The sequence below is a fragment of the Synechococcus elongatus PCC 11801 genome, assembly GCF_003846445.2.
Taxonomy (GTDB): Bacteria; Cyanobacteriota; Cyanobacteriia; order Synechococcales; family Synechococcaceae; genus Synechococcus; species Synechococcus elongatus_A.
The window spans coordinates 1,578,607-1,600,405 of record NZ_CP030139.2; the positions used below are offsets into that span (position 1 = coordinate 1,578,607).

A 21,799-nucleotide genomic window follows, 5' to 3' on the forward strand; every position below is an offset into this window, starting at 1 on the left:
TTTGACTGCTTCCATGTCTTTTGTTGGCCTGCACATGCACAGCGACTACAGCCTGCTGGATGGGGCGAGTCAGCTACCGGATTTGGTGGCACGGGCCAAAGAGCTGGGAATGCCCGCGATTGCCCTAACGGATCACGGTGTGATGTATGGTGCGGTCGAACTGCTCAAGGTTTGTAAAAATCAAGGTGGCATTCGGCCGATCATCGGCAACGAAATGTATGTCATCAATAGCCCGATTGATGATCCCAATCCCCGCGTTCGCAAATATCACCAGATTGTTTTAGCCAAGAATAAAAAAGGCTATCAAAATCTTGTTAAGCTCACTTCTATTTCCCATCTTCAAGGGTTTAAAGGACGAGGAATTTTTGCCCGTCCCTGTATTGATAAAGAACATCTCGAAAAATACCGAGAAGGCTTAATCATTACCAGTGCTTGCTTGGGCGGCGAGATTCCCCAAGCAATTTTGCAGGGGCGCCCTGATGTGGCTCGACGGGTCGCCGCTTGGTATCAAGAACGCTTTGGCGAAGACTTTTATCTAGAAATCCAAGATCACGGCTCACCAGAAGATCGGATTGTCAATGTTGAGATTGTTCGAATTGCTCAAGAACTTAGCATTGAGCTGGTTGCCACAAACGACAGTCACTTCATTTCCTGTTTTGATGTCGAAGCGCATGATGCCTTGCTTTGTATCCAAACGGGCAAACTGGTCGTCGAAGATAAACGGCTGCGCTACAGCGGTACGGAATATCTCAAATCTGCTGAGGAAATGCATCAGCTGTTCCGCGATCACCTGCCGGATGATGTGATTGCCAAAGCGATCGCTAATACCCTTGTGATCGCCAGCAAGATCGAAGACTACAACATCTTGGGTGAGCCCAAGATCCCGACATTCCCTGTCCCTGAGGGCTACAACGAAGAAACTTATATGGCGGAAGTGGCCCGTCAAGGTTTGGCTCAACGCTTAAACTGCGATCGCTATGAAGACTGCGAAGAAGTTTATCGCGATCGCTTAGAGTACGAAATCAAAATGATGCATGAAATGGGTTTTGCTGCCTATTTCTTAGTTGTTTGGGACTACATTAAATTTGCCCGTGATAACAATATTCCCGTAGGGCCAGGTCGGGGTTCTGCCGCTGGCTCACTGGTTGCCTACTGTATGGGAATCACCAATATTGATCCCGTTCACCACGGCTTGCTGTTTGAGCGTTTTCTTAATCCCGAACGGAAGTCGATGCCAGATGTTGATACGGACTTCTGTATTGATCAACGGGATAAAGTTATTGACTATGTGACTGAAAAATACGGCGAAGATCGGGTCGCTCAGATTATCACCTTTAACCGTATGACCTCCAAGGCGGTACTGAAGGATGTAGCGCGCGTGCTGGATATACCCTACGGCGAAGCCGATCGCATGGCGAAGTTAATCCCTGTCGCACGGGGTAAGCCTGCCAAGCTCAAAGTGATGATTTCTGAGCAAACCCCCGCGCCAGAATTCAAAGAAAAATATGAGAAAGATCCCAGGGTGAAGCACTGGGTGGATATGGCAATTCGGATTGAGGGGACAAACAAAACCTTTGGCGTCCATGCTGCGGGTGTCGTGATTTCAGCAGTCCCACTCGACGAAATCGTGCCGCTCCAACGCAACAATGATGGCCAAGTCATTACCCAGTACTACATGGAGGATATTGAAGCCTGTGGCCTTTTGAAGATGGATTTCTTGGGCCTCAAGAACCTCACGATGATCCAGAAGGCGATCGATTTAGTTCAAGAGACGAGTGGTCAAGCCATTGATCCCGATCGCTTACCAATGGATGATCCCAAAACCTATCAGTTACTGGCAAAAGGCGATCTGGAAGGCGTTTTCCAGCTGGAATCTTCGGGGATGCGGCAAATTGTCCGCGATCTGAAGCCATCTAACCTCGAAGATATTTCTTCAATCTTGGCGCTCTATCGTCCGGGTCCTTTAGATGCTGGACTGATTCCTAAATTTATTAACCGTAAGCATGGTCGAGAAGCGATCGACTATGCCGATCAGATGCTTCAGCCCATCCTGAATGAAACCTACGGAATCATGGTTTATCAGGAACAAATTATGAAAATTGCCCAAGACATGGGTGGCTACACACTCGGAGAAGCTGACTTACTCCGGCGGGCCATGGGCAAGAAAAAAATGTCGGAGATGGTTAAACACCAAAGCACCTTTGTGGAAGGTGCGAAGAAGAATGGTGTCGCTGAAAAAGTCGCAGCTGAACTCTTCGATCAGATGGTGCTGTTCGCAGAATATTGCCTAGGAGCGGAGACAGAAATTCTCACTGTTGAATACGGCCCGATCGCGATTGGAAAGTTGGTCGAAGAAAATATTCGTTGCCAAGTCTACTGTTGTAATCCTGATGGTTATATCTACAGTCAGCCGATTGGGCAGTGGCACCAACGCGGTCAGCAGGAAGTCTTTGAGTATGAACTCAGTGATGGTCGCGTGATTCGAGCAACCGCTGACCACCGCTTTATGACTGCAGCAGGTGAGATGCGATCGCTGGATGAGATCTTCGAACAATCACTCGAACTGAAGCAGATTCCAATACCATTGCTGGCGATCGCCCAACCATCCCCGTTAGCGACGGCGTAACTTGCTGACTAACTTGCGCGAGAGGCTGAGATTCAAGCCTTCTTGCTCACACCATTCCTGCAAGAGACGATAGAACAATTGGCGGTCGTCGCTGCGAAGAACAGCCGCTTGATCCGCGGTTTCGATCGCGTAGGGATAGCCTCCGCCTGCAATCACTTCAGCGCGCAGCCAGTTCAGCACCGTCTCATGTCGTCCAGATTCCACTAGCCACAAGGGCAATTCAATCCGAACAGGATTGCCATCGTGGGTTTTGAGATAGCAATAGGCCAAGCGATCGCCCTGTTCTGCATAGACTTTGAGAATACTTCTGCGGCAGCGTAGCAGGGGTGTGCGATCGCCCCAGCGTAATCCCTGCGCCACAATTTGAGCATCGACGAGCGATCGCGGCTCGGGTAGCTCCTCAAACCAATCCTGCAGTAATTCGGCTAAGTCTTTTGCTGAAGAAGTGTCGATATAAGCGATGAGGGGAACGCGACTGTTCTCACTGGCTCGGAGAAGCCGGACTAAACAATCGATGTAAACTTGCTGGGTTTCCGCCTCAAATGCTTCAGCAAAGGTTGCCACCAAGGAACCATCTAAAAAAGCACAGCAGTTAGGCTGACCTGCGTGACTCTCGAGAAACTGAACAAGGCGTTCTGTCTCCATCTGGAAGCGACGCATATTGACCAGTCGGTCGAAGTTTTCTGGCGATAGATCCTGAAAGTCTGCAGGGGCCAGTAGATCGACCGCAATATCTTTGGTGTAGGGCTGATTCAGTTGGTGAGGGTTCTCAAACCAAGCGATTTGAACCAGGGCGATCGGCAGTGAGAAATCTTTGCTGGGATAAATCTGCGATCCATCGACGGCAAATGTGGTGACGCCCTGAATTTGCGATCGCACCCAATCAAGACTGGCTTCTCGATGGGGCCAACGTTCAGGGAAGCGCCAAAGACTTCCATCAAGACTGAGCGGCAGATCCAAAAGATGACCATCAGTCCAGCTATCAGGCAGCCTTACCAACTGCCGAAAGGCATCTCGATAGAGCTGCAGCAAGCTTTGAAACTGGTCGTCTGCGCGATTAAACTGATGCCGTTTACTCTCGAGCAAACGCCGAATTTCACTGGCACGAGTGGGCATTGAATCAGCCTGATTAGCTTAAAACTAAGTTGTCACGATGGACGATCGTTTCTGCACCTTCGTAGCCTAGGATTTGAATAATTTGATCACTTTGACAGCCACGGATTTGCTGTAGTTCTTGACTGTCATAGTTGACTAATCCTCGAGCAATTTCAGTGCCGTTGAGATCACAGAGCTGGACCGCATCTTGGGCCTCAAATTCACCTTCGATCGCCTGAATCCCAGCAGCCAAAAGCGACTTTCCACCCGATTGAATCGCTTGCACTGCACCGGCATCCAGCAATAGTTTGCCAGTCGGCACGAGACCATGGGCAATCCAGCGTTTGCGGGCATTCACAGTGGCGGGTTGCGGCTCAAACCAAGTCCCGATCGCCTCGCCAGCCAAGATTTTCAGCAGATTGTCGGGCGATCGCCCTTGGGTGATCACGGTACGAACGCTGGCTTGGGTGGCAATCTTTGCCGCCGTCAATTTCGTGGCCATGCCGCCCGTGCCCCAACGGCTGCCCTGCCCACCCGCTTGAATCGATTCCAGCTCGGAGATGTCGCGAACGATCGTGATTGGCTGGGCACTCGGATCTTGGCGCGGATCAGCCGTATACAGGCGATCGACATCGGTCAAAAGAAACAGCCATTGTGCTTCGACGAGGCTGGCGACCAAGGCCGACAGCGTGTCATTGTCGCCAAATTTCAGTTCTTCGACGGCGACTGTGTCGTTCTCGTTGACGATTGGCACGACACCCAAGTCAAACAGTTCCTGAAAGGTCTGATAGGCGTTGATATAGCGTTGCCGTTGCGCCAGATCCCCCCGCGTCAGCAGGACTTGCGCGATCGGCTGCCCCAAGGTCGTAAACAGATCGTCGTAGGTACGCATCAAGCGACCTTGCCCGACCGCTGCGATCGCTTGGCGTTGGGCAATTCGGCTGGGGCGATCGCGCAGCCCAAGGCGGGTGCAGCCAACTCCCACAGCTCCCGAGGAGACCAAAACGACGTTGTAGCCCTGCCGGCGCAGTTGGCAAATCACTTCAACGAGCCCCGCAATCGTCGAGAGCGCCAAGCCCGGATGGTGGGGATTGGTCAGACTGCTGGTGCCAATTTTGACCACAAGGGTCTCGGACATGGGAGCCACAGACCGGAAGAACGTCTCTAGTATCTTGCCTCTGGGGGGTTGCAAGCGATGACAATCACTCGGCTGGTGGCTTGCTGTTTCCCGAAACTTGGGGCAGCTTAGGGCAGGACTGAAATGGAGTCATCCCTATGTGGCGGGCGATCGCAGTGGCGAGTGTGGTGCTCACAGCTTGCACGCCCACGCAGCAGCTTCAGGCTGAAATTCAAGAAGTCGCAACGTCACCCGTCTTTGCCAGCCAGCCCAATCAAGCAGAGCAACCGGCTTCTGAAGGGACTGTCGTCATTCAAGGCGGACAAATCCGCACCGAGAGTCCTGGCAAAGCCCAAATTCAACTCAGTGATGGTCTGCAGTTTCGACTCGGCGGCAACGCCTTGCTGAAAATTGAGCCTGAACTCCAGCTCGATCGCGGTCAGATTATTGCTTGGCTAGGGCCGGGACAACAGCGCGATCGCCCGCTGCAAATCCGCACCCCGACAGCGACAGCGGCTATTCGTGGCACAACGGTCTTCATTGAGCAAACCGCAACCCAGACCTTGATTCTGAGTTGGGAAGGGCTGGTCGAAGTGCAGCTGCCCTCCGGTGCTTCAACCCAGCTCACCAGCGGCCAAGTGCTGCGGCAGAACAGCGTTTCCAGAAGAGTTTGCTGCTCAACGGCTTTGCCACACCGATGGAAACCCTGCCTGAAATTCGTCGCCAACTGCTGGGGCCGTCCTAGTCCATGGCGATCGCTCGTCGGCTGGGTTGGCCGTTGCCGGTGGCGCTGGGTGGGGCGATCGCCATCGCGGGGTTATTGCTCTCGCCGTTGGCAATCAGTCCACTGACGCAGCCGGGTCGCTGGCTGGATGCGGTGTTATTGAGTGCGGCCTTTCGGTTGCGGGGCCCCCAAGCACCGGATCCCGCGATCGCGATCGTGGTGATCGATGAAGATTCGCTGCGACTGGGTGAGTTGTTTACGGCAGCGGAGTTAGAGGCTCGTTCCCCTCTTGTGGATCTTCAAGATTGGCCTTGGCCGCGCCGCATTTACGCCTTGGCACTCCAGCGTTTGCGAGCCGCCGGGGCGCGACGAGTCATTTTCGATATTGTTTTTGCCACTCCCAGCCGCTTTGGGCCAGAAGATGATCGCCGATTTGCGGATGCGATCGCCCAAGCCGGATCGTCCGTGACGCTGGCTGGAGAACTAGAGCAGGTTGATCGCAGCGCCGGACTCAGTCAGGCCAGCCTCGCCCAACCAATCTATAAGCATCCCTCTGGCTTGGCCAATTTAGTTGCTGGAGCCGATGGCAGCCTGCAAGCGATTCCTGGTCAAGACTGGCTTCAACCCTGGCAAATCCTGCAAGCCCGCGATCGCCCCCCTCTATCCAACCTTGCTAGTGCGGCTCTGGGGCAAGCTCCGTCGCCGCTCTCCTTGGGCATCAACTACAGCGGCCCCGAGGGAACCTATCCGCGCTGGCCGTTTTGGGCGTTGTTCGATCCGGAACTCTGGCAGGGACCGTTGCAGCAAGGCGCCGTCTTTCGCGATCGCGATGTTTTGATTGGGGCGAGTGCCAGCAGCCTGGGCGATCGCCATGCCACACCCTTTGCAGCCAGCATGGCCGGCGTCGAGATTCAAGCCAATGCGATCGCTACCCTCCGCAGCCAACGCGGTTTGCGATCGCTGCCGTTGTCTTGGCTAGCCCTGCTAGTGATTCTGGTGGCAGCCGTGCAGAGCAGCATTATCAGCCGCTGTCCGAGTCCCCTCGCGAAAGGAATCTGGCTCCTTGGCAGTAGTGCCGCTGTGCTGCTCGCCTGCTTCGTGGCTTTTCTACAAACTTGGCTGGTGTCACCCACGGCGTTGTTGCTGGTGCCGCTGCTTGTGGGAGTAAGTGACAGTGCCAATAGTGCTTGGCAAATCCAACGGGAACGGCGATCGCTACGACGCGCTTTAGCGCTGCGCGTCTCACCAGCCTTGCTCAGCACGATTCTGGCGCAGCGAGATGCGGTGGCCAATCAGCTCGGTGGGCATAGTTGCGAAGCGGTGATCCTGTTCTCGGATCTGCGTGGGTTTACGCAGTTGTCCAGCCAAATTGACTCAACCGTTTTGGTGGCGTTGCTCAACCGCTACTTTGAGGCGATGGCTCAACCAATTCTGGCGACGCAGGGGTTGATCGATAAATTTGTTGGCGACGCGATTATGGCGGAGTTTGGGCTGCCGCTCAGTCGGGGCACCGCGATCGAAGCCCAAGCAGCGATTCAAGCGGCCCTTGCAATGCGGCGATCGCTGGCCCATTTACGTGCTGAACTAGCGGCAGAAGGCTTGCCGCTGCTCTTTCACGGCATTGGCCTGAATCTGGGAACGGTGGTGGCGGGCAATCTCGGCGCTCCCGAGCGGCTGGAATACACCGTGATTGGCGATGCGGTCAATGTGGCTGCCCGTCTGGAGGGACTGACCAAGACGCTGGGGCACGACATCGTGATTTCCCAAGCGCTCTATGAGCAGGTGAAAGAGTGCATTGAGGTATTGCCCTTGGGATTACAGCCAGTGACTGGGCGATCGCAGCCAGTGTTCACCTATGCTGTCTTGGATGAGCGGGGCGGTGATGGGCAGTTGGCCCGTCAAGTCCAGCAAGACTATCAGGCGTGGCAACAAGGGATAAATTGGACGTGATCGCTCAGGGTGGAACGCTGCTATTCCTGTTGATTGCTGGCCATTTTTTGGGTGATTTCGGTCTGCAATCCGACACGATGGCGCGGGAAAAATCGCGTCATTCGACGACGCCACTGCAGAGAAGTGTGCCTTGGTATTGGTGGCTCTCGGCCCACACCTTAATTCATGGCGGCATCGTCACCCTTCTGACTGGTTCAGGCTTGCTGGGCATGATTGAAGTAGGGATTCATGCGATCGCCGACTGGCTGAAGTGTGAAAACCGCACGACGCTCCTGCAGGACCAAATCCTGCATCTCCTGACAAAATTGGGCTTCTGGTTGTGGCTCCTGCAGACGATGTAGAGCCAACGCTCATTCCTGATCTCGCTGCGGTTGGTGCTGCGACCACCCTACTGGAGCGATTGCTCGCGATCGGAATTGCGCTCTCTGCTTGCCAAGATCCCGATCAGTTACTCGACTTGATTTTGCAGAGCAGCCGTGACCTAACCTGTAGCGACGGCGGCAGCTTGTACCTCGTCGATCGCAGTGACCCGCAGCAGCCCTGTCTCCGCTTCCAAATCTTCCAGAGCGACAGTCTGTCCAGCTCCATCGAAGCTCCGCCCCCTTTGCCCCTCGATCGCCACAGTTTGGCGGGCTATGTGGCAACGACCGGAGAAACCCTGAACTTGGCGGATGTCTATGCCTTGGATGGGCAACAGCCGTTTCATTTCAATGCCAGTTTTGATCAGCGCTTCAACTACCGCACCTGCTCGATGTTGGTGCTACCGATGCTCGATCAGACCGGCAGCGTAATCGGCGTGCTGCAGCTGATCAATCGCAAACGCCAAGCCGGTCTGAAGCTGACGGCGGCGATCGCGTCGGAACAGACGCAGCCCTATAGCCCTGACGAAGACACCCTGTTGCGATCGCTGGCGGGTCAAGCGGCGATCGCGATCGAGCGGACGCTATTGCAGCGCAGTATCGAGAACTTGTTTGAGGGCTTTATCCGCGCCGCCATCAAGATTATTGAATCTCGCGATCCCTGCACGATGGGCCACTCAGAGAGGGTCGCCCGCCTCGCGGTTCGGCTCGCCGAGCAAGTCCACACTACGGATCAAGGGACGCTGGCGATCTATCAGTTCAGCAGCGCTCAACTGCAAGAGCTGCACTATGCCTCCCTGCTCCACGACTTTGGCAAAGTGGGGGTACCCGAGGCGATCCTGAACAAGGCTCAGAAGCTGCACCCAATTGAACAGCAGGGGCTGCACTATCGCCTGCAACTACTCCAACAGCAACTGCAACTGGAGCAAGCCCGTCGTTGGTTGGCACCGACCCTGACCGAAGCTGTCCAACGGGCCGGACTCGATCATCCTGCGGACTGTACTTGGTGTCAGCAGTTGGGCAGCGAGGCTGACCTTGAAGCGACGATCGCTCGACTCCAACGAGCTGGATCCCTGCTGCAGGATCTCAATCAGCCGCAAATCCTAGCAACGCCGGCCTACCGCGATCGCTTGGCGGAAGTCGAAGCAGAGTTACAGTGGCTGGCTTCGCTGCAGGTGACTGACTGGGATGGCCAGGTGCGATCGCTACTGACACCCGCAGAACAAGAAAAACTGCTGATCCCGAAAGGCAGTCTGACTGAGCAGGAACGTCGGGCGATTGAGTCGCATGTTCAGCACACCTTTGCCTTTTTGCAGGAGATTCCTTGGACGGGGCCGCTGGCGCAGGTGCCGCACATTGCCCATGCCCACCACGAGCGTTTGGATGGCAGCGGCTATCCCCTCGGGTTAGAGCAGGCGCAAATTCCGATGCAGGCGCAAATTATGGCAGTTGCGGACGTCTACGATGCGCTGACGGCTAGCGATCGTCCTTATAAACGCCGTGTTCCGATTGAAAAAGCGCTGCAAATTCTGGAATGGGAAGCCCGCGATCGCAAACTGAATGATCAGCTTGTTCAACTGTTTCAGCAGCAGCAAACCTTCCAAGTCCTCGGTAATCAGCTTCAGCACGAGGAAAGCTCTTTGATTGGATAAGAGACAAGGCTCACTTGATGATCGACGACCTGTCAAAATCACCTACTTTGCAGTTGTGGCGGGCTGGATAGCTATCAGTGAAAAGTTGGTTCAAACTCTTGATGAGCCTAGGAAACAGTGATGTCTTTTAAGACGATTCTGGTGGCAGGAGCCAGTCGTGGCATCGGTCTTGCTGTTGCAGAACACCTCATCCACCAGTGCGATCGCCTTGTGGCAGTGTCGCGAACAGCGGCTCCGGTGAGGGAGTGGATTCAGGCAGATTTATCTGAGTTAGCGGGAATCAAAACGGTGGCTCAAGCGATCGGGGAGGATTCCCTCGATGCGCTGCTGTACATGGGTGGAACTTGGGAAACCCATGCGTTTACACCCCAATATGACTTTGAAACCTGTTCGGATGAGGATATTGCTCGGGTTATTGCGGTCAATCTCCTTGCGCCGATTCGCTTGGTGAAAGCATTACTGCCTGCGCTGCGGCGATCGCATAATCCAAAAATTATTTTTATGGGCGCTCTTTCGGGTCGAGATAATTTCCCTGCTAGAGAGGTTGCCAATAGCGCGTCGAAGTTTGGGCTGCGGGGAGTCGTTCACGCCTTGCGGGAAGAATTGCGATCGCAGCAAATTGGGGTCACGGTGATTAATCCGGGTAATGTGGGCACCCCAGAAGTATTAGCGGATCTTGCAGCAGCCCACTTGACAGGCAGCGAGGCGATTCCCTTGAGTGATCTTCTGTCGATTCTTGACTGTGTTCTCTCTTTGTCGCGAGCCACCTGCATCAAAGAGATTGATGTACCAGCCATGCTCGGGAGAGGGGCTTAGGACTATGGTCTCTAGTGCGGGGGTGTTTTCACGATCGCAACTACTACCAGTCGTCATAACTATTCCCAACTCTGATCCTAGAGCTTGAGTAAGCCTCCCTGTTAGGTTGAAAGTCCTCAGCACAAGAGCTATGGCAGTTAGTGAAATCCAGTCTAGGCAAGCACAGAATCAACATACAATAAAACATCAAGATAAAGTAAAATTCAGTTTGGCGTTTTGAATTCTGTTTGCAGTTTATGAAATTCTCAAATTTCAAGGAAATATCTAAACAATGGAATTGTTTTTCTGCAACAGATACGCTAGGTTCATTTGATTTTTATACGACAATAGTTTCTCTAGACTCCCTTACGCTACCAGAGATAAGAATTGCCAAAGAAAAGCTTTCTGAGTTTTATCAACATTCGCTCCAAGATCCAAACACTTTGCTAGATGAAAACTCATATCATCCCATAGCCAAGGTTTTTCCTTTGGCAGTACATGAATACACTCATTTTATCGATGCAACATCGACAATTTGGGGCCTTAATTATTTAAAAATAATGAAAGAATCTTATGAGTCAAATAATGTTAGAGGAGGTCGAGAATCTGATTTTCATAAAGCCAAAAAACATTATGATTTTATAAGAAAACTCAGGCTTCCTGAGTACTATACCCTTAGAGAACCTAACACTCTTAATGTTCGGCCATGGCGATATAAACTCACTACAGGCTTACTTTTTGATCAACAGGGCAATCCTTCTGACAGAGCAGTTGCTTTCACCCAGTTTATGAATGCAAAAAATGAGTTCTTAGTGAGATCTCCTATATCTATGGTTGCACTACTTGAGATGTCTGCAATGGCGCAAGAAGTGTTGATGAATATATTTTTATTAATGTCTACTAATACTGAATTTCAATCAATTGAAGGTAGCCAGTACTCTAATGTACTAATGGAATATTTATACAATCCAGATATTACCGAGTATTCTGTATGTGTTCATCTTGTAGCTAACTTGTTAAGCCTTGAGGATCCAGCACTAGCATTCAGAGTCTGTGCTGTCTTATCCAGAATTATACTTAATGTCCCAATAAATTATTTTTCTAGACTATCCGAAAGCTGTCCGATTCAAAATATTTTAAGACTTCATGAGAATGATAATGCTGTTCAATACTTTAGAAATGGACTATCTTCCTGCGACTATGGAACATTATTTTATTTGATGTGTCATGCCCTTCCAAAAGGTAACTATGAGTCGGCGCAAGCAATTCAATCATCTGTAGAAGCATCTATCTCAGAACTTGGAATTAACCTCGAGGAAATGCAGTCTGATATGACTCGAGAAGCACAAGATCTTTGTCAACAGATTGTGACATCTAAAATTCCTGAGATACAACAACTAGCCAAAGCTGGATACCAAAACTTTCTTAAAATTAAAGCTAACAACCCTCGTATAACACTCGAACAGCTCAATCTTCCACCAGTACTTTTGTCTGATTCAGAATACCTAAGCATATTCCCAAACGCTAATAATCTATTGTCAACTTTTAATATTGATTCTGCCTTCGAAGAACTATACTCGAAAGGTCAGGCTTGGGTTGAGCGATTTTCTGAGGCATGCGTATGATTAAACTTAGTTTTGTTTTTACTAGCAGTAGCAATTAATAGTGCAAAGAATAATTTCTGTCTTGTTTTAGCCTTGTCACAAAGAACGTAAAACAAGAACCTAGTAATGAAGGATTCCATTAGTTTCTAAAGGAAACTTTATTGTGCTTTCTAGCTGCTATAGAAAATATTGCAAATATTTACTACCCAATCTTTGGTTTTCAATAAGATGCCTAATCAGTAACCTCTCTACGGATGTCAACATTGAGAATAATTGCTCTAGTTGGGGATTAATCAGCTGCCGTGACGCCGTACGATCGAGAACTGCAGCCCGTTGGAAATCACTGTGTCAGTTCGCGTTCGCATTGCTCCTAGCCCCACCGGCAACCTCCACATCGGCACGGCACGCACCGCCGTCTTCAACTGGTTGTTTGCGCGGCGGCATCAGGGCCAGTTCATCCTGCGCATCGAAGATACGGACCTCGAGCGATCGCGATCGGAATACACCGACAACATCCTGACCGGCCTCAAATGGCTGGGCTTGAACTGGGACGAAGGCCCGTTCTACCAAACCCAGCGGCTCGACCTCTATAAAGCCGCCGTGCAGCAATTGCTCGACAGTGGCAAAGCCTATCGCTGCTACTGCACCGAAGCTGAACTCGAAGCCCTGCGCGAGTCGCAACGCGCCCGCAACGAAGCCCCGCGCTACGACAACCGCCACCGCGATCTGACGCCAGAGCAAGAAGCCGCGTTTCAAGCCGAAGGACGCGAAGCCGTGATTCGCTTCCGCATTGATGACGATCGCGAAATCGCTTGGACAGACTTAGTGCGCGATCGCGTTGTCTGGAAAGGCAGTGACCTCGGTGGCGACATGGTGATTGCCCGCCGCAGTCCCGCTGGCACCATCGGCCAGCCGCTCTACAACCTCGCGGTCGTGGTCGATGACATCGACATGACGATCAGCCATGTGATTCGTGGCGAAGACCACATTGCCAACACCGCCAAGCAAATCCTGCTCTACGAAGCGCTGGGTGCAGCGGTGCCCAAGTTTGCCCACACGCCGCTGATCCTCAACAAGGAAGGTCGCAAACTCTCCAAGCGCGATGGCGTCACCTCCATCTCCGACTTCCAAAACTTGGGCTATCTCCCCGAGGCGATCGCCAACTACATGACCCTGCTCGGCTGGTCGCCCGTCGAAGGCATGGATGAACGCTTCAGCCTTGCCGATGCGGCTGCCGTCTTCGACTTCGATCGCGTCAACAAAGCCGGTGCCAAATTCGACTGGGACAAACTCAACTGGCTCAACAGTCAGGTGATCAAAGAGAAATCTGCCAGCGAGTTGGTCGCACTGCTACAGCCATTTTTGATCGGAGCGGGTGTCGATACAGCAGCCTATCCTGCGGCTTGGCTGGAAGAATTGGCGACCCTCTTGGGTCCCAGCCTCGTGACCTTGGCCGATGTCGTCGCCCAAAGCCAACTCTTCTTCAGTCAGAGCATTGAGCTGCAAGAAGACGCGATCGCCCAGCTGAGCCAAGAAGGTAGCAAAGCGGTTCTGCAGCAAATCCTTGAGGCGCTACCGAGTGAGGCGCTGACCCTCGAAGCCGCCAAAGGCTTGATCGATCAAGCAGTCAAAGCGGCGGGCGTCAAAAAAGGTATCGGCATGCGATCGCTGCGCGCTGCCTTGATGGGTTCGATGCAGGGTCCCGATCTGCTCACGAGCTGGGTGTTGCTGCATCAGGCTGGGCAAGCTCAACCGCGTCTGCAGGCTGCGATCGCGGCAGCTCAGGGCTAACCCAAGCGGCAGGCCAATCCTGCCATTCCAGCCCGTCAATCGCTAACTGGCGATCGCGACTCAATCCCCAAAAGCGATCGCCAGTTTCGGCCACAGCGGGTAACAGCGCCAGTTCCCAGCCTTCCCCACGTTGGTGCAGCAACGGCAAAATCTGATCGGCTTCCAGCGCCTGCTGCCACTGCTGTACCGTCTGGCGATCGCTCAGCTCGATTTGGAAGAGTTCGCAGCGTTGCTCCTGCAACCGTTGCTGCCAGAGGTCGGCGCTGATTTGGGTGCTGTAGAGATGGGCGCGATCGTCGAGTGGGCAGAGGTCTACCACGGTCAGCCCTGTTTGTTCGGCAGGAGTCGGCTGATCGCGACCGAGTAGCAGCGTGATGCTTTCGCTTTCCCAGGCGGGTTCTGCTGGCACTTGGGCGATCGCCTGATGAGGCTGCTTGTTTTGCGCCAACAAGATGGTAAGAAGTCGTAGCTCAAGGTCATCACCAACCAAAACAATTTGCTCGGGTCGATCCAAAACACCGAGTTTTTTCGCCACGGTCTTCGCTGAAAGTCCCTGCAAAAAGACCGTCATCAAAATCGTCAAAAACACCTGCGCTTTAATGGCTGCGCCACCCGCTAAGCCGCGATCGGTCAGCAGAATCGCAAACAGCGAGGCCACCGACGCCGAAATAATCCCGCGCGGTGCAATCCAGCTCAGAAAGGCTTTTTGTGCCCAGTTGAGGTCGCTGCCCCAAGTGCAGAGGCCAATGCTGAGCGGGCGCACGACCAGCATCAGCGCCAGCACGGTCAAGGGGCCGCCCCAACCCAAAGCGAAGAGACTAGCGATCGAGAGATCCGCTGCCAGCAGCACAAACAGGATCGAGATTGCTAAGGTCGTCAGCTGTCCCTTGAAGGTTTTAATCGCCTCCAAATCGGGAATCGCCACAGCCCGTAGCAACAGACCCGCAATCACCACCGCCAGCAAGCCTGCCTCGCTGATCACTGCTTGAGCTGCGCCAAAAATTGCCCAGAGTGCGGCTAAAACGACGAGGGTTCGTAGTTCCTCCGAGAGGAAGCGGACTTGGCGCAAAAATAGTGCCAGCAGACCGCCACCGAGACTACCGGCGATCGCCCCAACGACCAGCCGCAGGATCAGTCCTTCCAGCACCAACCCCACATCCTGACTGCCACTCAGGACAAAGTTAAGAACGACCACCGCCAGAATCGCGCCGATCGGATCGATCAGGACGCCTTCGCCTTCTAGCAGGGTCGAGACCTTTGGATCAGCTTGAACTTGCCGTAATAGGGGCGTCGTCACCGTCGGGCCGGTTACCACCACGATCGCACCGTAGAGGAACGCCAACGGCCAAGGAAACTCACTGAAGCTGTGAGCCGCGATCGCACCGCCCAGAATCGTAATTCCTGCGCCTAGCGTGATCAGATTGCGCAGGCTGCCGGAAACTTGGAGAAGATTGCGCAGATCAAGGCTCAGTCCGCCTTCAAACAGGATCAGCGCCACACTGAGGCTGACCAAGGTTTCCAGCCCTTCCCCCAGTTGCTCAGGCTGCACCCAGTTCAAGCCATCAGGCCCCAGCAGCAAGCCGGTCAGCAACAGGAAGACAATTCCCGGTAACTTTGCCCAACTGGCCAAGACTTGAGCTGCGATGCCTGCAGCCACAGTCACGATCAGCAATAGGGTCGTGTCGAGTCCAGAATCCATGCAAACGGGCCAGACTGTCCTAACAGCCTAGCCCTGACGCGATCTCCTCAGCCCTAGAAACGCTCAACGCTGGAGTTAAAGATCGGCTCGACCCGCATCGCCAAGATGCTGCTGGGGCGCGCCACCATGTACTCGCCTTGAATGTTCTTAATCGGAATGTTGATCAGTTCCTTAGACTCATGCTTCGGCAAAAAGTCATTGCTGTACCAGCGTTGGAACTCTTGCAGATTGTGGAAACGGATTTCTTCGCGGTGACCGCCTTCAAAGAGCAGGTGGATAGCGTACTCGTTCGGCGTTCTCGGCATAGACAGCGCTCTAAAAGGTCTGTGTCAATAAAAGTATGGCTTGCCAAGGACTCACGAGTCTTGCCCGCATGACACTCTGCCGCTGCTTACCTGGCAGGTCCAGTGCAAGATAGACAGATCTGCCAATTCCTCACGTTAAAAGAGGTGCTGCCCTAGGACAGCACCTCGGTTTTTTATCGGTTAGGGCGTTTATCTTGGCTCGCCCCATTTCATTCGGTATCTAAGATCTCAAACTTTGCACCCTGCAGAGACGTTTCTAAGATTTACTTAACATCTCTGGCCGAGCCAGGGGACTGGGATGGAGCTTCGCCCCAAGAACCCGCGAAATTTGGACTTCTAGGTTGCGCCACCAGTGGCTGCGCGGCAGCGATGAGGGTAAAACCATCGGCTCGACCAAGACCGTGAACACACCAAGACGGTTGCCCGCCAAGACATCGGTAAACAGGCGATCGCCGACCACTCCCACCTTTTCCAAGGGCAGCCCCATCTCATCTGCAGCTTGACGGATTTTGCGACGGGAGGGTTTGCGAGCTGCCAGAAAGTAGGGGATATCGAGGGCTTCAGCGATCGCGCTGATCCGAGACTGACTGAGGTTATTGCTCACCAGCCAGAGAGAGAAGAACTGCCGCATTTCAGCAATCCAGTGCTGCAGCTCCTCCGAAATTTCACGGCTCATGGTCGGAACAAGCGTCTCATCCACATCGAGGATTAGACCTTGCAAGCCTGCAGCAAGCAATGGTTCTGCTGGGAGCCGCAAGATCGAGCCAGGAACGACCAGATCAGGTTGCAGTAAATGGTCGCGGGTCATCGCTCAGGACATCCGCTCATCAAGCTCGGCGGTCAAGCGCTCTTCGATCGCCTCAAACTCTTCCGGAGAGAGTAGCTTGGCTTCGCCATCGACTAGCTTTGCCACCACGTAGATCGGCTCGAGTGGCACGAAGAAGGAGTATTCCTGCTCCTCGTGGTAGAAGCTGACCAGATGAATGAATTCTTCTTCAACTTCGCCGTCTTCCTCGAAGTCCGACTCGTCTTCTTCGTCCTCTAACTCAGGCAACTCCCCTTCAACCGTCAGCGTCACAGCTGAATGGATCAGCGTCAGGTTTTGCTCTTGAAGAACTGCACTAGCAGTCGGCCATACAATTTCAATCTCTTCTTCATCCTCGACTAAGCGAGGAGGCGCATCCTCATCTTCATCATCCCAAGCGAAGAGGGAGACCGGCGTATCAATCGGCATGAGCAAGGCGTACTCTTGCCCATCGATCGGCACGAGATGCTCTAGATCGCAGAGCAGCGTTCGGCCAGCGTCATCCTGAACTAAGAGCGTGGGGACGTCTTCCATGGAACTCAGTGTTGAGTGGAACCGAAGCGGCGGGGCTCCCGCTGCTCGTCCAACCATTGTTGCAGAATCAGCGCCGCTGCCTTGCGATCGATCGCGCCTTTATCACGAGAGGGCGATCGCCCCTCAGCCTTGATCAACTCTTCCGCTTCAAAGGAGGTCAGCCGCTCGTCGACGTAGGTAATTGGCAATTGCAGTGCCTTGCTGAGACGCGTGGCAAAGCGTTGAGTCTGCTTGGCCTGGGAACCGAGGCTGCCATCCATCGAGTAGGGCAGGCCAATCACCAACAATTCCACCTGTCGTTCTTGGGCGATCGCGCCGATCGCAGCGACATCGCTGGCAAAATCACGCCGAACAATTGTGGTCAGCCCTTGAACAGTAATGCCCAAGCGATCGCAACCCGCCACACCAATTCGGCGGCGACCAACATCTAAACCTAAAGCAGCGTACTGGGGCATCGAATGACTAGAGAACGGGCGGCAGATCCCAACCCGTGCTCAGCAGCGGTTCTGCATTGCGGGTACGGATCGGAACTGGAGCCGTGCTACCAATCCGACCGGGTGCAGGGGCACGTCCTGGCTGCAAGCCATTAAAAACATCCGCGAGCTGCAAGCCTTCCAGCGAAACAAAGCGCGTTTCCCGCAGCTTGTGCCAAACCGATCGCGCCATCAGGAGTCGCTGTCCCTGATGCTCTGCCCCAATCTGTTTGAGGTATTCTTCCCGCTCCGGCTGGTAGTCCGCTGAGGAAAGGTGCAGATCAGCCGCCGGACAGGCAGCCAACAGACGGGCCATGTGCGCAATCAACTCGGGATAGAGCCAGGTGTAGGCCGGATGCACCGTCAAACGGGCTACGTGGTTCTGGCTGCTGTCTTCGGCAATTTGAAGATGGAAATAGGCGATCGCGGCTTTGCGCTGCGGTTCAAACACATAGCCACTGCAACGATGGTGGCCATTTAACCACTGCCAAAAACCGATACTCCAGCGGCGCAGCAAGCCGATTCGGAAATCATCGACGTGGCGATCGAAGGTTTGCCGCAGCAGCGGTGGCATCGAAACAGTATCGAGCTGATAGAGCAGTCCCGCATCGACATTGCTGACGGGCAACAGATTGGGGAGATCCGGTTCCCGCAGCGCTAGGGTTGCTAACTGCGCAGGCGACAAGCTCCAGTGGTTGAGCTGAGCGAGGGGCTGAAATCCGGTTTGGCGATAGAGCGCAATCAGTGATTGATCGCTGCTGTCCACCTCACCAATCCAAGTGCGGGCTTCCCAAACTGTTTCCAAACAGTGGCGTAGCAGCCGAATGCCCACATCCTGAGCGAGAGTCATCGACTGGCCATCACTGAGGCTGGGCAGAAGTGCCAAGACGCGATCGATTCGCCACGTACTGCGGCTGTGGTTAAACGGACTCATTTGAATCGCGCCACAGGGCTTTTGCCCCGATTCCGCCACTGCGATCGCGGCCAGATGGCGAGCCGGATTGGGGAAAGTGCTGAGTAACTTCAGCAACGGAAACCAGCGCTGCAGTGCATCCCAACTAATTCCACCGCTGCGATCGCCCTGCCAGTAGGGTTCCAGCCAAGTGAGATCGCGGTATTGGAGCGGCCGAATTTGCACTGATTCAGCGTTGTTGATCAGAGTTGACATCAGTGGTTTGACAGCGCAGCTTGACCCTGATCTTAGCTTGTGGATCCGGGGCGATCGCTAGCGAGGCCGCACCAGCACAATCGGCGTTTGCTCATCAGCATTGCCAGCGGGGTTATCCCGTAGCGCCGATTCAAGAACGGCTGTGGGCAAGCCCGCACTCGCCGCCAAAATCTTCACGGCTTTTAAGTCATTGACGTCAACGATCGCGGTTTTCAGGCCGGTCTCCCGTTCAATGCGATCGACAACCGCCTGTGGATCCTGCGGTCCCAGCACCACGAATTGATCGTAGGGCGGCAAACTGCCGGTCACATCATCAATGAGCCGCGCTTGTTCACCAGCCAAGATGTAGAAGCCACCACGCTTGCCAACGAGGCGCAGCAAAACGCCACCAAGGAACGCCCCGAAAACTCGCCAAGGTCCGACTGCATCGACCAGCGTTTGCAGTCCGACTGCCGTCGCCAAGCTGGAAGTGGGTTGAAAGTAGTAGCAGACGTGGCGCGCCACCCAACCGGGTTTGATATCGCGGGGATGACGGAAGCGCTCCTGCATAATCGCCAGCGGTGTTTCGCCGATCGCCAGCAGGTCGCCGGGCTGACTGTAGGGCAAGACATAGCGTTTGACGACTTCCACAGGATCATCCTGCGGCGTCAGTAAATGGGTTTTAATCGGCAAGCGCTCAGTTTGAGACAGCGATCGCCAAGTTGGTGCGGTGTCGAGTTCCAGCTCTTTCAGCGCCAAGACAATATGTTTGCGCCGTGGAATTCGCCCCTGAGGGCCATAGGTGACGTAGCGAATTTGCAGCCAAGCCGATTCCAGCGCCGCGATCGCTTCTTCCGGCCCCTCGATCGTGAGTTCAACCCGAATTGTGGTGCGCTTTTTGACGATGTAGGCAAACCAATAGTCATCGGTACGGGCTGCCGCATCTTCATGCTCCGGCACAACCCGCGTTTGCCAACGAATCCCTTCCAAACTTTGCTTGGAGAGGAGCCGTGCTTTGGCCACCAGCTCCGGCACCATAATTTCCAGCTTGCGGGTGCGGTTGATCAGCGCAATCCGGCCGGTCAGCTGCAAGCGACCCGGACTGCGATCGGTCTGCCACTGACCGTTGGTGACTTCGAGTTTGTTGCCCTCGCGCCGTTGATACTGCACTTCGAGGCCAACCCCGATCGCGGCGATCGCGACTCCGACTCCAATCAGTCCTTCCAGCAGTGGCACGGCACCCTCTTGAACTTGCTGCGATGTCTAGGTCAATCTACGGCAGTTCGGGACTGGAAACCAACAAAAAATGGGGCTTTAACCCAAAGCCCCAGAAGATGACGAATTGCAGGACTCAACGCAGACGGTGCTATTGCTCGCTCGCCTCCGCGTTCACTGGCGCAGCAGTGAGATGACCGAGATCGACCTTGACGACTTTGTGTAACTCTTCGTCGCGTTTCGGCAGCGTCAGCACCAAGATGCCGTTTTGATAATCGGCTTGTGCTTCGGTGTTTTTGACCTGAGCGGGCAGCGGAATTACCCGTTCAAAGGAGCCATAGCGGAACTCGGTGCGCAGCACACCTTCGGCTTCGCTCCGTTCTTCGCTGCGGCGTTCGCCTTTGAGAACAACGGCTTCAGCCGTGACTTGCAGGTCGAGATCCTTTGGATCAATCCCCGGCAACTCAACCCGAAGTTCGATCGCTGCATCCGTTTCTTTGACCTCAACCGCTGGTGCAAAACTCAACTCTTTCAGTTCTGCTTCGGTCCAAGGCCACGGGTGTAAGAAGCGGCTCATTTGCCGTTGCAACGTGCCCAATTCACGATCAAGTTCGTAGAGCGGACTGAATCGAACGAGTGCCATTTTGAGGTCTCCCTAACGGACTGCTCTCGACACCCTCACTCTAGGAAGGCGATCGCTTAGGGGCGGTTCGGTTTCAGGAACGAAACGAGGACGGATTTCGCACCGAACGACCGTACCCAAACAACCGAAGCCGCTAGGCTGAACAAGGGTCTTTTTGCTAGTCACACCATGAGTCAGGGCCAACATCGCGATCGCCGTTTTCCGGCTGAATGGGAAGCCCAAGATGGCGTCTTGATCGCTTGGCCCCATGCGGACAGTGACTGGCGATCGCTATTAGATCAGGTCGATCGCGTCTATCGCGACTTGGCGGAAGCGGTGACACGCTTTGAGCAACTAATGATCGTGACACCAGAGCCCGATCGCGTGGCGGAACAACTAGAAGAGACGACCGCGAATCGCGATCGCATCCAAATTGTCGAGTTGCCGACCAACGACACTTGGAGCCGCGACTTTGGGCCGCTGACGGTGGAAACCTCCAACGGTCTCCGGCTATTGGACTGGGGCTTTAATGGCTGGGGCTTGAAGTTTGCCGCTAATCACGACAACCAAGTGACACGGCGACTCTGGCAGCAAGGAATTTTTGGCAGTACGCCACTGGAAACGGTGCCGCTGATTTTTGAAGGTGGCAGCATCGAAAGCGATGGTCGCGGGACATTGTTTACGACCAGCCAATGCCTGTTGGAAGCGAATCGCAATCCAGGTTTAAGCCGAGAGGCGATCGCGCAGATCATTCAGCAGCAGTTGGGTGGCGATCGACTGATCTGGCTGGAGCATGGCCATTTGGAAGGCGATGATACGGATGCCCACATCGACACACTGGTGCGGATCGCGCCCAATGACACGCTGATCTATGTTGCCTGCGATGATCCCAGCGACAGTCATGCGACCGAACTGGCAGCACTCGAAGCGGAACTGAAAGCGCTACGCACAGTCGAAGGCCAGCCCTACCACTTGATTCCGTTGCCTTGGCCGCAACCTTGCTTCGACGAGGATGGCCAGCGCTTGCCCACCACCTACGCCAACTATTTAGTGATCAACGGCGCAGTTTTGGTGCCGACCTACGGCGATCCGGCTGATCAAGAAGCGATCGCGGCGATCGCCGCTGCTTTCCCCGATCGCGAGGCGATCGGCATCAACTGTCGGCCACTGCTGGAGCAACATGGCTCATTGCACTGCATCACCATGCAACTTCCTGCTGGGCTCCTCAGTCGCTAACGGCCTCAGCGCAGGCTTTATGACGGATTGCTGCTCGACCCGAGTGGGGG

Annotated in this window: 19 protein-coding genes; 9 read left to right on the forward strand and 10 right to left on the reverse strand. The window is 54.2% G+C overall.

Annotated features, from left to right (window positions below; all coding sequences use genetic code 11):
* The first annotated feature begins 13 nt into the window (after nt 1–13).
* Nucleotides 14–2,626 carry a DNA polymerase III subunit alpha gene (locus DOP62_RS07700; RefSeq protein ID WP_208675872.1) on the forward strand — a complete coding sequence of 871 codons (2,613 nt, stop codon included), beginning with the start codon at nt 14–16 and terminating at the stop codon, nt 2,624–2,626.
* Here the strand turns inward: DOP62_RS07700 and DOP62_RS07705 are convergent.
* Nucleotides 2,612–3,742, reverse strand: a complete 1,131-nt coding sequence (locus DOP62_RS07705) for a DNA double-strand break repair nuclease NurA (protein ID WP_370538763.1) — start codon at nt 3,740–3,742, stop codon at nt 2,612–2,614. The two genes, DOP62_RS07700 and DOP62_RS07705, sit on opposite strands and share 15 nt — an antisense overlap.
* A gap of 13 nt (nt 3,743–3,755) precedes the next feature.
* Complete coding sequence (proB, locus tag DOP62_RS07710; protein WP_208675870.1) at nt 3,756–4,859, reverse strand: glutamate 5-kinase; 1,104 nt, start codon at nt 4,857–4,859, stop codon at nt 3,756–3,758.
* 137 nt (nt 4,860–4,996) lie between these two features.
* Here proB and DOP62_RS07715 point away from each other — a divergent pair, with 137 nt between their 5' ends.
* From DOP62_RS07715 to gltX, 7 genes are all read left to right on the forward strand, one after another.
* Nucleotides 4,997–5,689 (forward strand): FecR family protein, encoded by a 693-nt coding sequence (locus DOP62_RS07715; protein ID WP_261790005.1) that lies wholly within the window; start codon nt 4,997–4,999, stop codon nt 5,687–5,689.
* A complete protein-coding gene (locus tag DOP62_RS07720; protein ID WP_208675868.1) occupies nt 5,587–7,512 on the forward strand; it encodes a CHASE2 domain-containing protein in 1,926 nt (641 codons plus the stop codon). The genes DOP62_RS07715 and DOP62_RS07720 overlap by 103 nt, the downstream gene beginning before the upstream one ends.
* Nucleotides 7,509–7,853, forward strand: coding sequence for a DUF3307 domain-containing protein (locus tag DOP62_RS07725; RefSeq protein ID WP_323368525.1), 345 nt, complete (start codon nt 7,509–7,511; stop codon nt 7,851–7,853). The genes DOP62_RS07720 and DOP62_RS07725 overlap by 4 nt, the downstream gene beginning before the upstream one ends.
* The gene (locus tag DOP62_RS07730; RefSeq protein WP_208675864.1) at nt 7,832–9,523 is read left to right on the forward strand and encodes an HD family phosphohydrolase; all 1,692 of its coding nucleotides are present in this window, start codon (nt 7,832–7,834) and stop codon (nt 9,521–9,523) included. Before DOP62_RS07725 ends, DOP62_RS07730 begins: the two co-directional genes overlap by 22 nt.
* Nucleotides 9,524–9,643: 120 nt before the next feature.
* Complete coding sequence (locus DOP62_RS07735; RefSeq protein ID WP_208675862.1) at nt 9,644–10,339, forward strand: SDR family NAD(P)-dependent oxidoreductase; 696 nt, start codon at nt 9,644–9,646, stop codon at nt 10,337–10,339.
* A gap of 236 nt (nt 10,340–10,575) precedes the next feature.
* Complete coding sequence (locus DOP62_RS07740) at nt 10,576–11,943, forward strand: hypothetical protein (protein WP_208675860.1); 1,368 nt, start codon at nt 10,576–10,578, stop codon at nt 11,941–11,943.
* 324 nt (nt 11,944–12,267) lie between these two features.
* Nucleotides 12,268–13,713: a glutamate--tRNA ligase gene (gltX, locus tag DOP62_RS07745; protein WP_208675858.1), complete on the forward strand. Its 1,446-nt coding sequence runs from the start codon at nt 12,268–12,270 to the stop codon at nt 13,711–13,713.
* Here the strand turns inward: gltX and DOP62_RS07750 are convergent.
* The 8 genes from DOP62_RS07750 to DOP62_RS07785 form a co-directional block, all read right to left on the reverse strand.
* Nucleotides 13,634–15,412, reverse strand: coding sequence for a cation:proton antiporter (locus DOP62_RS07750; RefSeq protein ID WP_370538764.1), 1,779 nt, complete (start codon nt 15,410–15,412; stop codon nt 13,634–13,636). The two genes, gltX and DOP62_RS07750, sit on opposite strands and share 80 nt — an antisense overlap.
* A 53-nt stretch (nt 15,413–15,465) precedes the next feature.
* The gene (locus DOP62_RS07755) at nt 15,466–15,717 is read right to left on the reverse strand and encodes a hypothetical protein (RefSeq protein WP_208675856.1); all 252 of its coding nucleotides are present in this window, start codon (nt 15,715–15,717) and stop codon (nt 15,466–15,468) included.
* A gap of 256 nt (nt 15,718–15,973) precedes the next feature.
* Nucleotides 15,974–16,525, reverse strand: a complete 552-nt coding sequence (locus DOP62_RS07760; RefSeq protein ID WP_208675854.1) for a YqeG family HAD IIIA-type phosphatase — start codon at nt 16,523–16,525, stop codon at nt 15,974–15,976.
* Nucleotides 16,526–16,528: 3 nt separating this feature from the next.
* A complete protein-coding gene (locus tag DOP62_RS07765; protein WP_208675852.1) occupies nt 16,529–17,056 on the reverse strand; it encodes a DUF3727 domain-containing protein in 528 nt (175 codons plus the stop codon).
* 5 nt (nt 17,057–17,061) lie between these two features.
* Nucleotides 17,062–17,511, reverse strand: coding sequence for a Holliday junction resolvase RuvX (gene ruvX, locus DOP62_RS07770; protein WP_208675850.1), 450 nt, complete (start codon nt 17,509–17,511; stop codon nt 17,062–17,064).
* Between the two features lie 7 nt (nt 17,512–17,518).
* Nucleotides 17,519–18,697, reverse strand: a complete 1,179-nt coding sequence (locus tag DOP62_RS07775) for a GNAT family N-acetyltransferase (RefSeq protein ID WP_208675848.1) — start codon at nt 18,695–18,697, stop codon at nt 17,519–17,521.
* 57 nt (nt 18,698–18,754) lie between these two features.
* On the reverse strand, nt 18,755–19,912 hold the full coding sequence (locus tag DOP62_RS07780; RefSeq protein WP_208675846.1) for a F420-0:Gamma-glutamyl ligase: 1,158 nt from the start codon (nt 19,910–19,912) through the stop codon (nt 18,755–18,757).
* Between the two features lie 130 nt (nt 19,913–20,042).
* Complete coding sequence (locus DOP62_RS07785; RefSeq protein ID WP_208675844.1) at nt 20,043–20,534, reverse strand: Hsp20/alpha crystallin family protein; 492 nt, start codon at nt 20,532–20,534, stop codon at nt 20,043–20,045.
* Nucleotides 20,535–20,702: 168 nt separating this feature from the next.
* On the opposite strand from DOP62_RS07785, the gene DOP62_RS07790 reads away from it, so the two are divergent.
* The gene (locus DOP62_RS07790; protein WP_208675842.1) at nt 20,703–21,749 is read left to right on the forward strand and encodes an agmatine deiminase family protein; all 1,047 of its coding nucleotides are present in this window, start codon (nt 20,703–20,705) and stop codon (nt 21,747–21,749) included.
* Nucleotides 21,750–21,799: the final 50 nt, after the last annotated feature.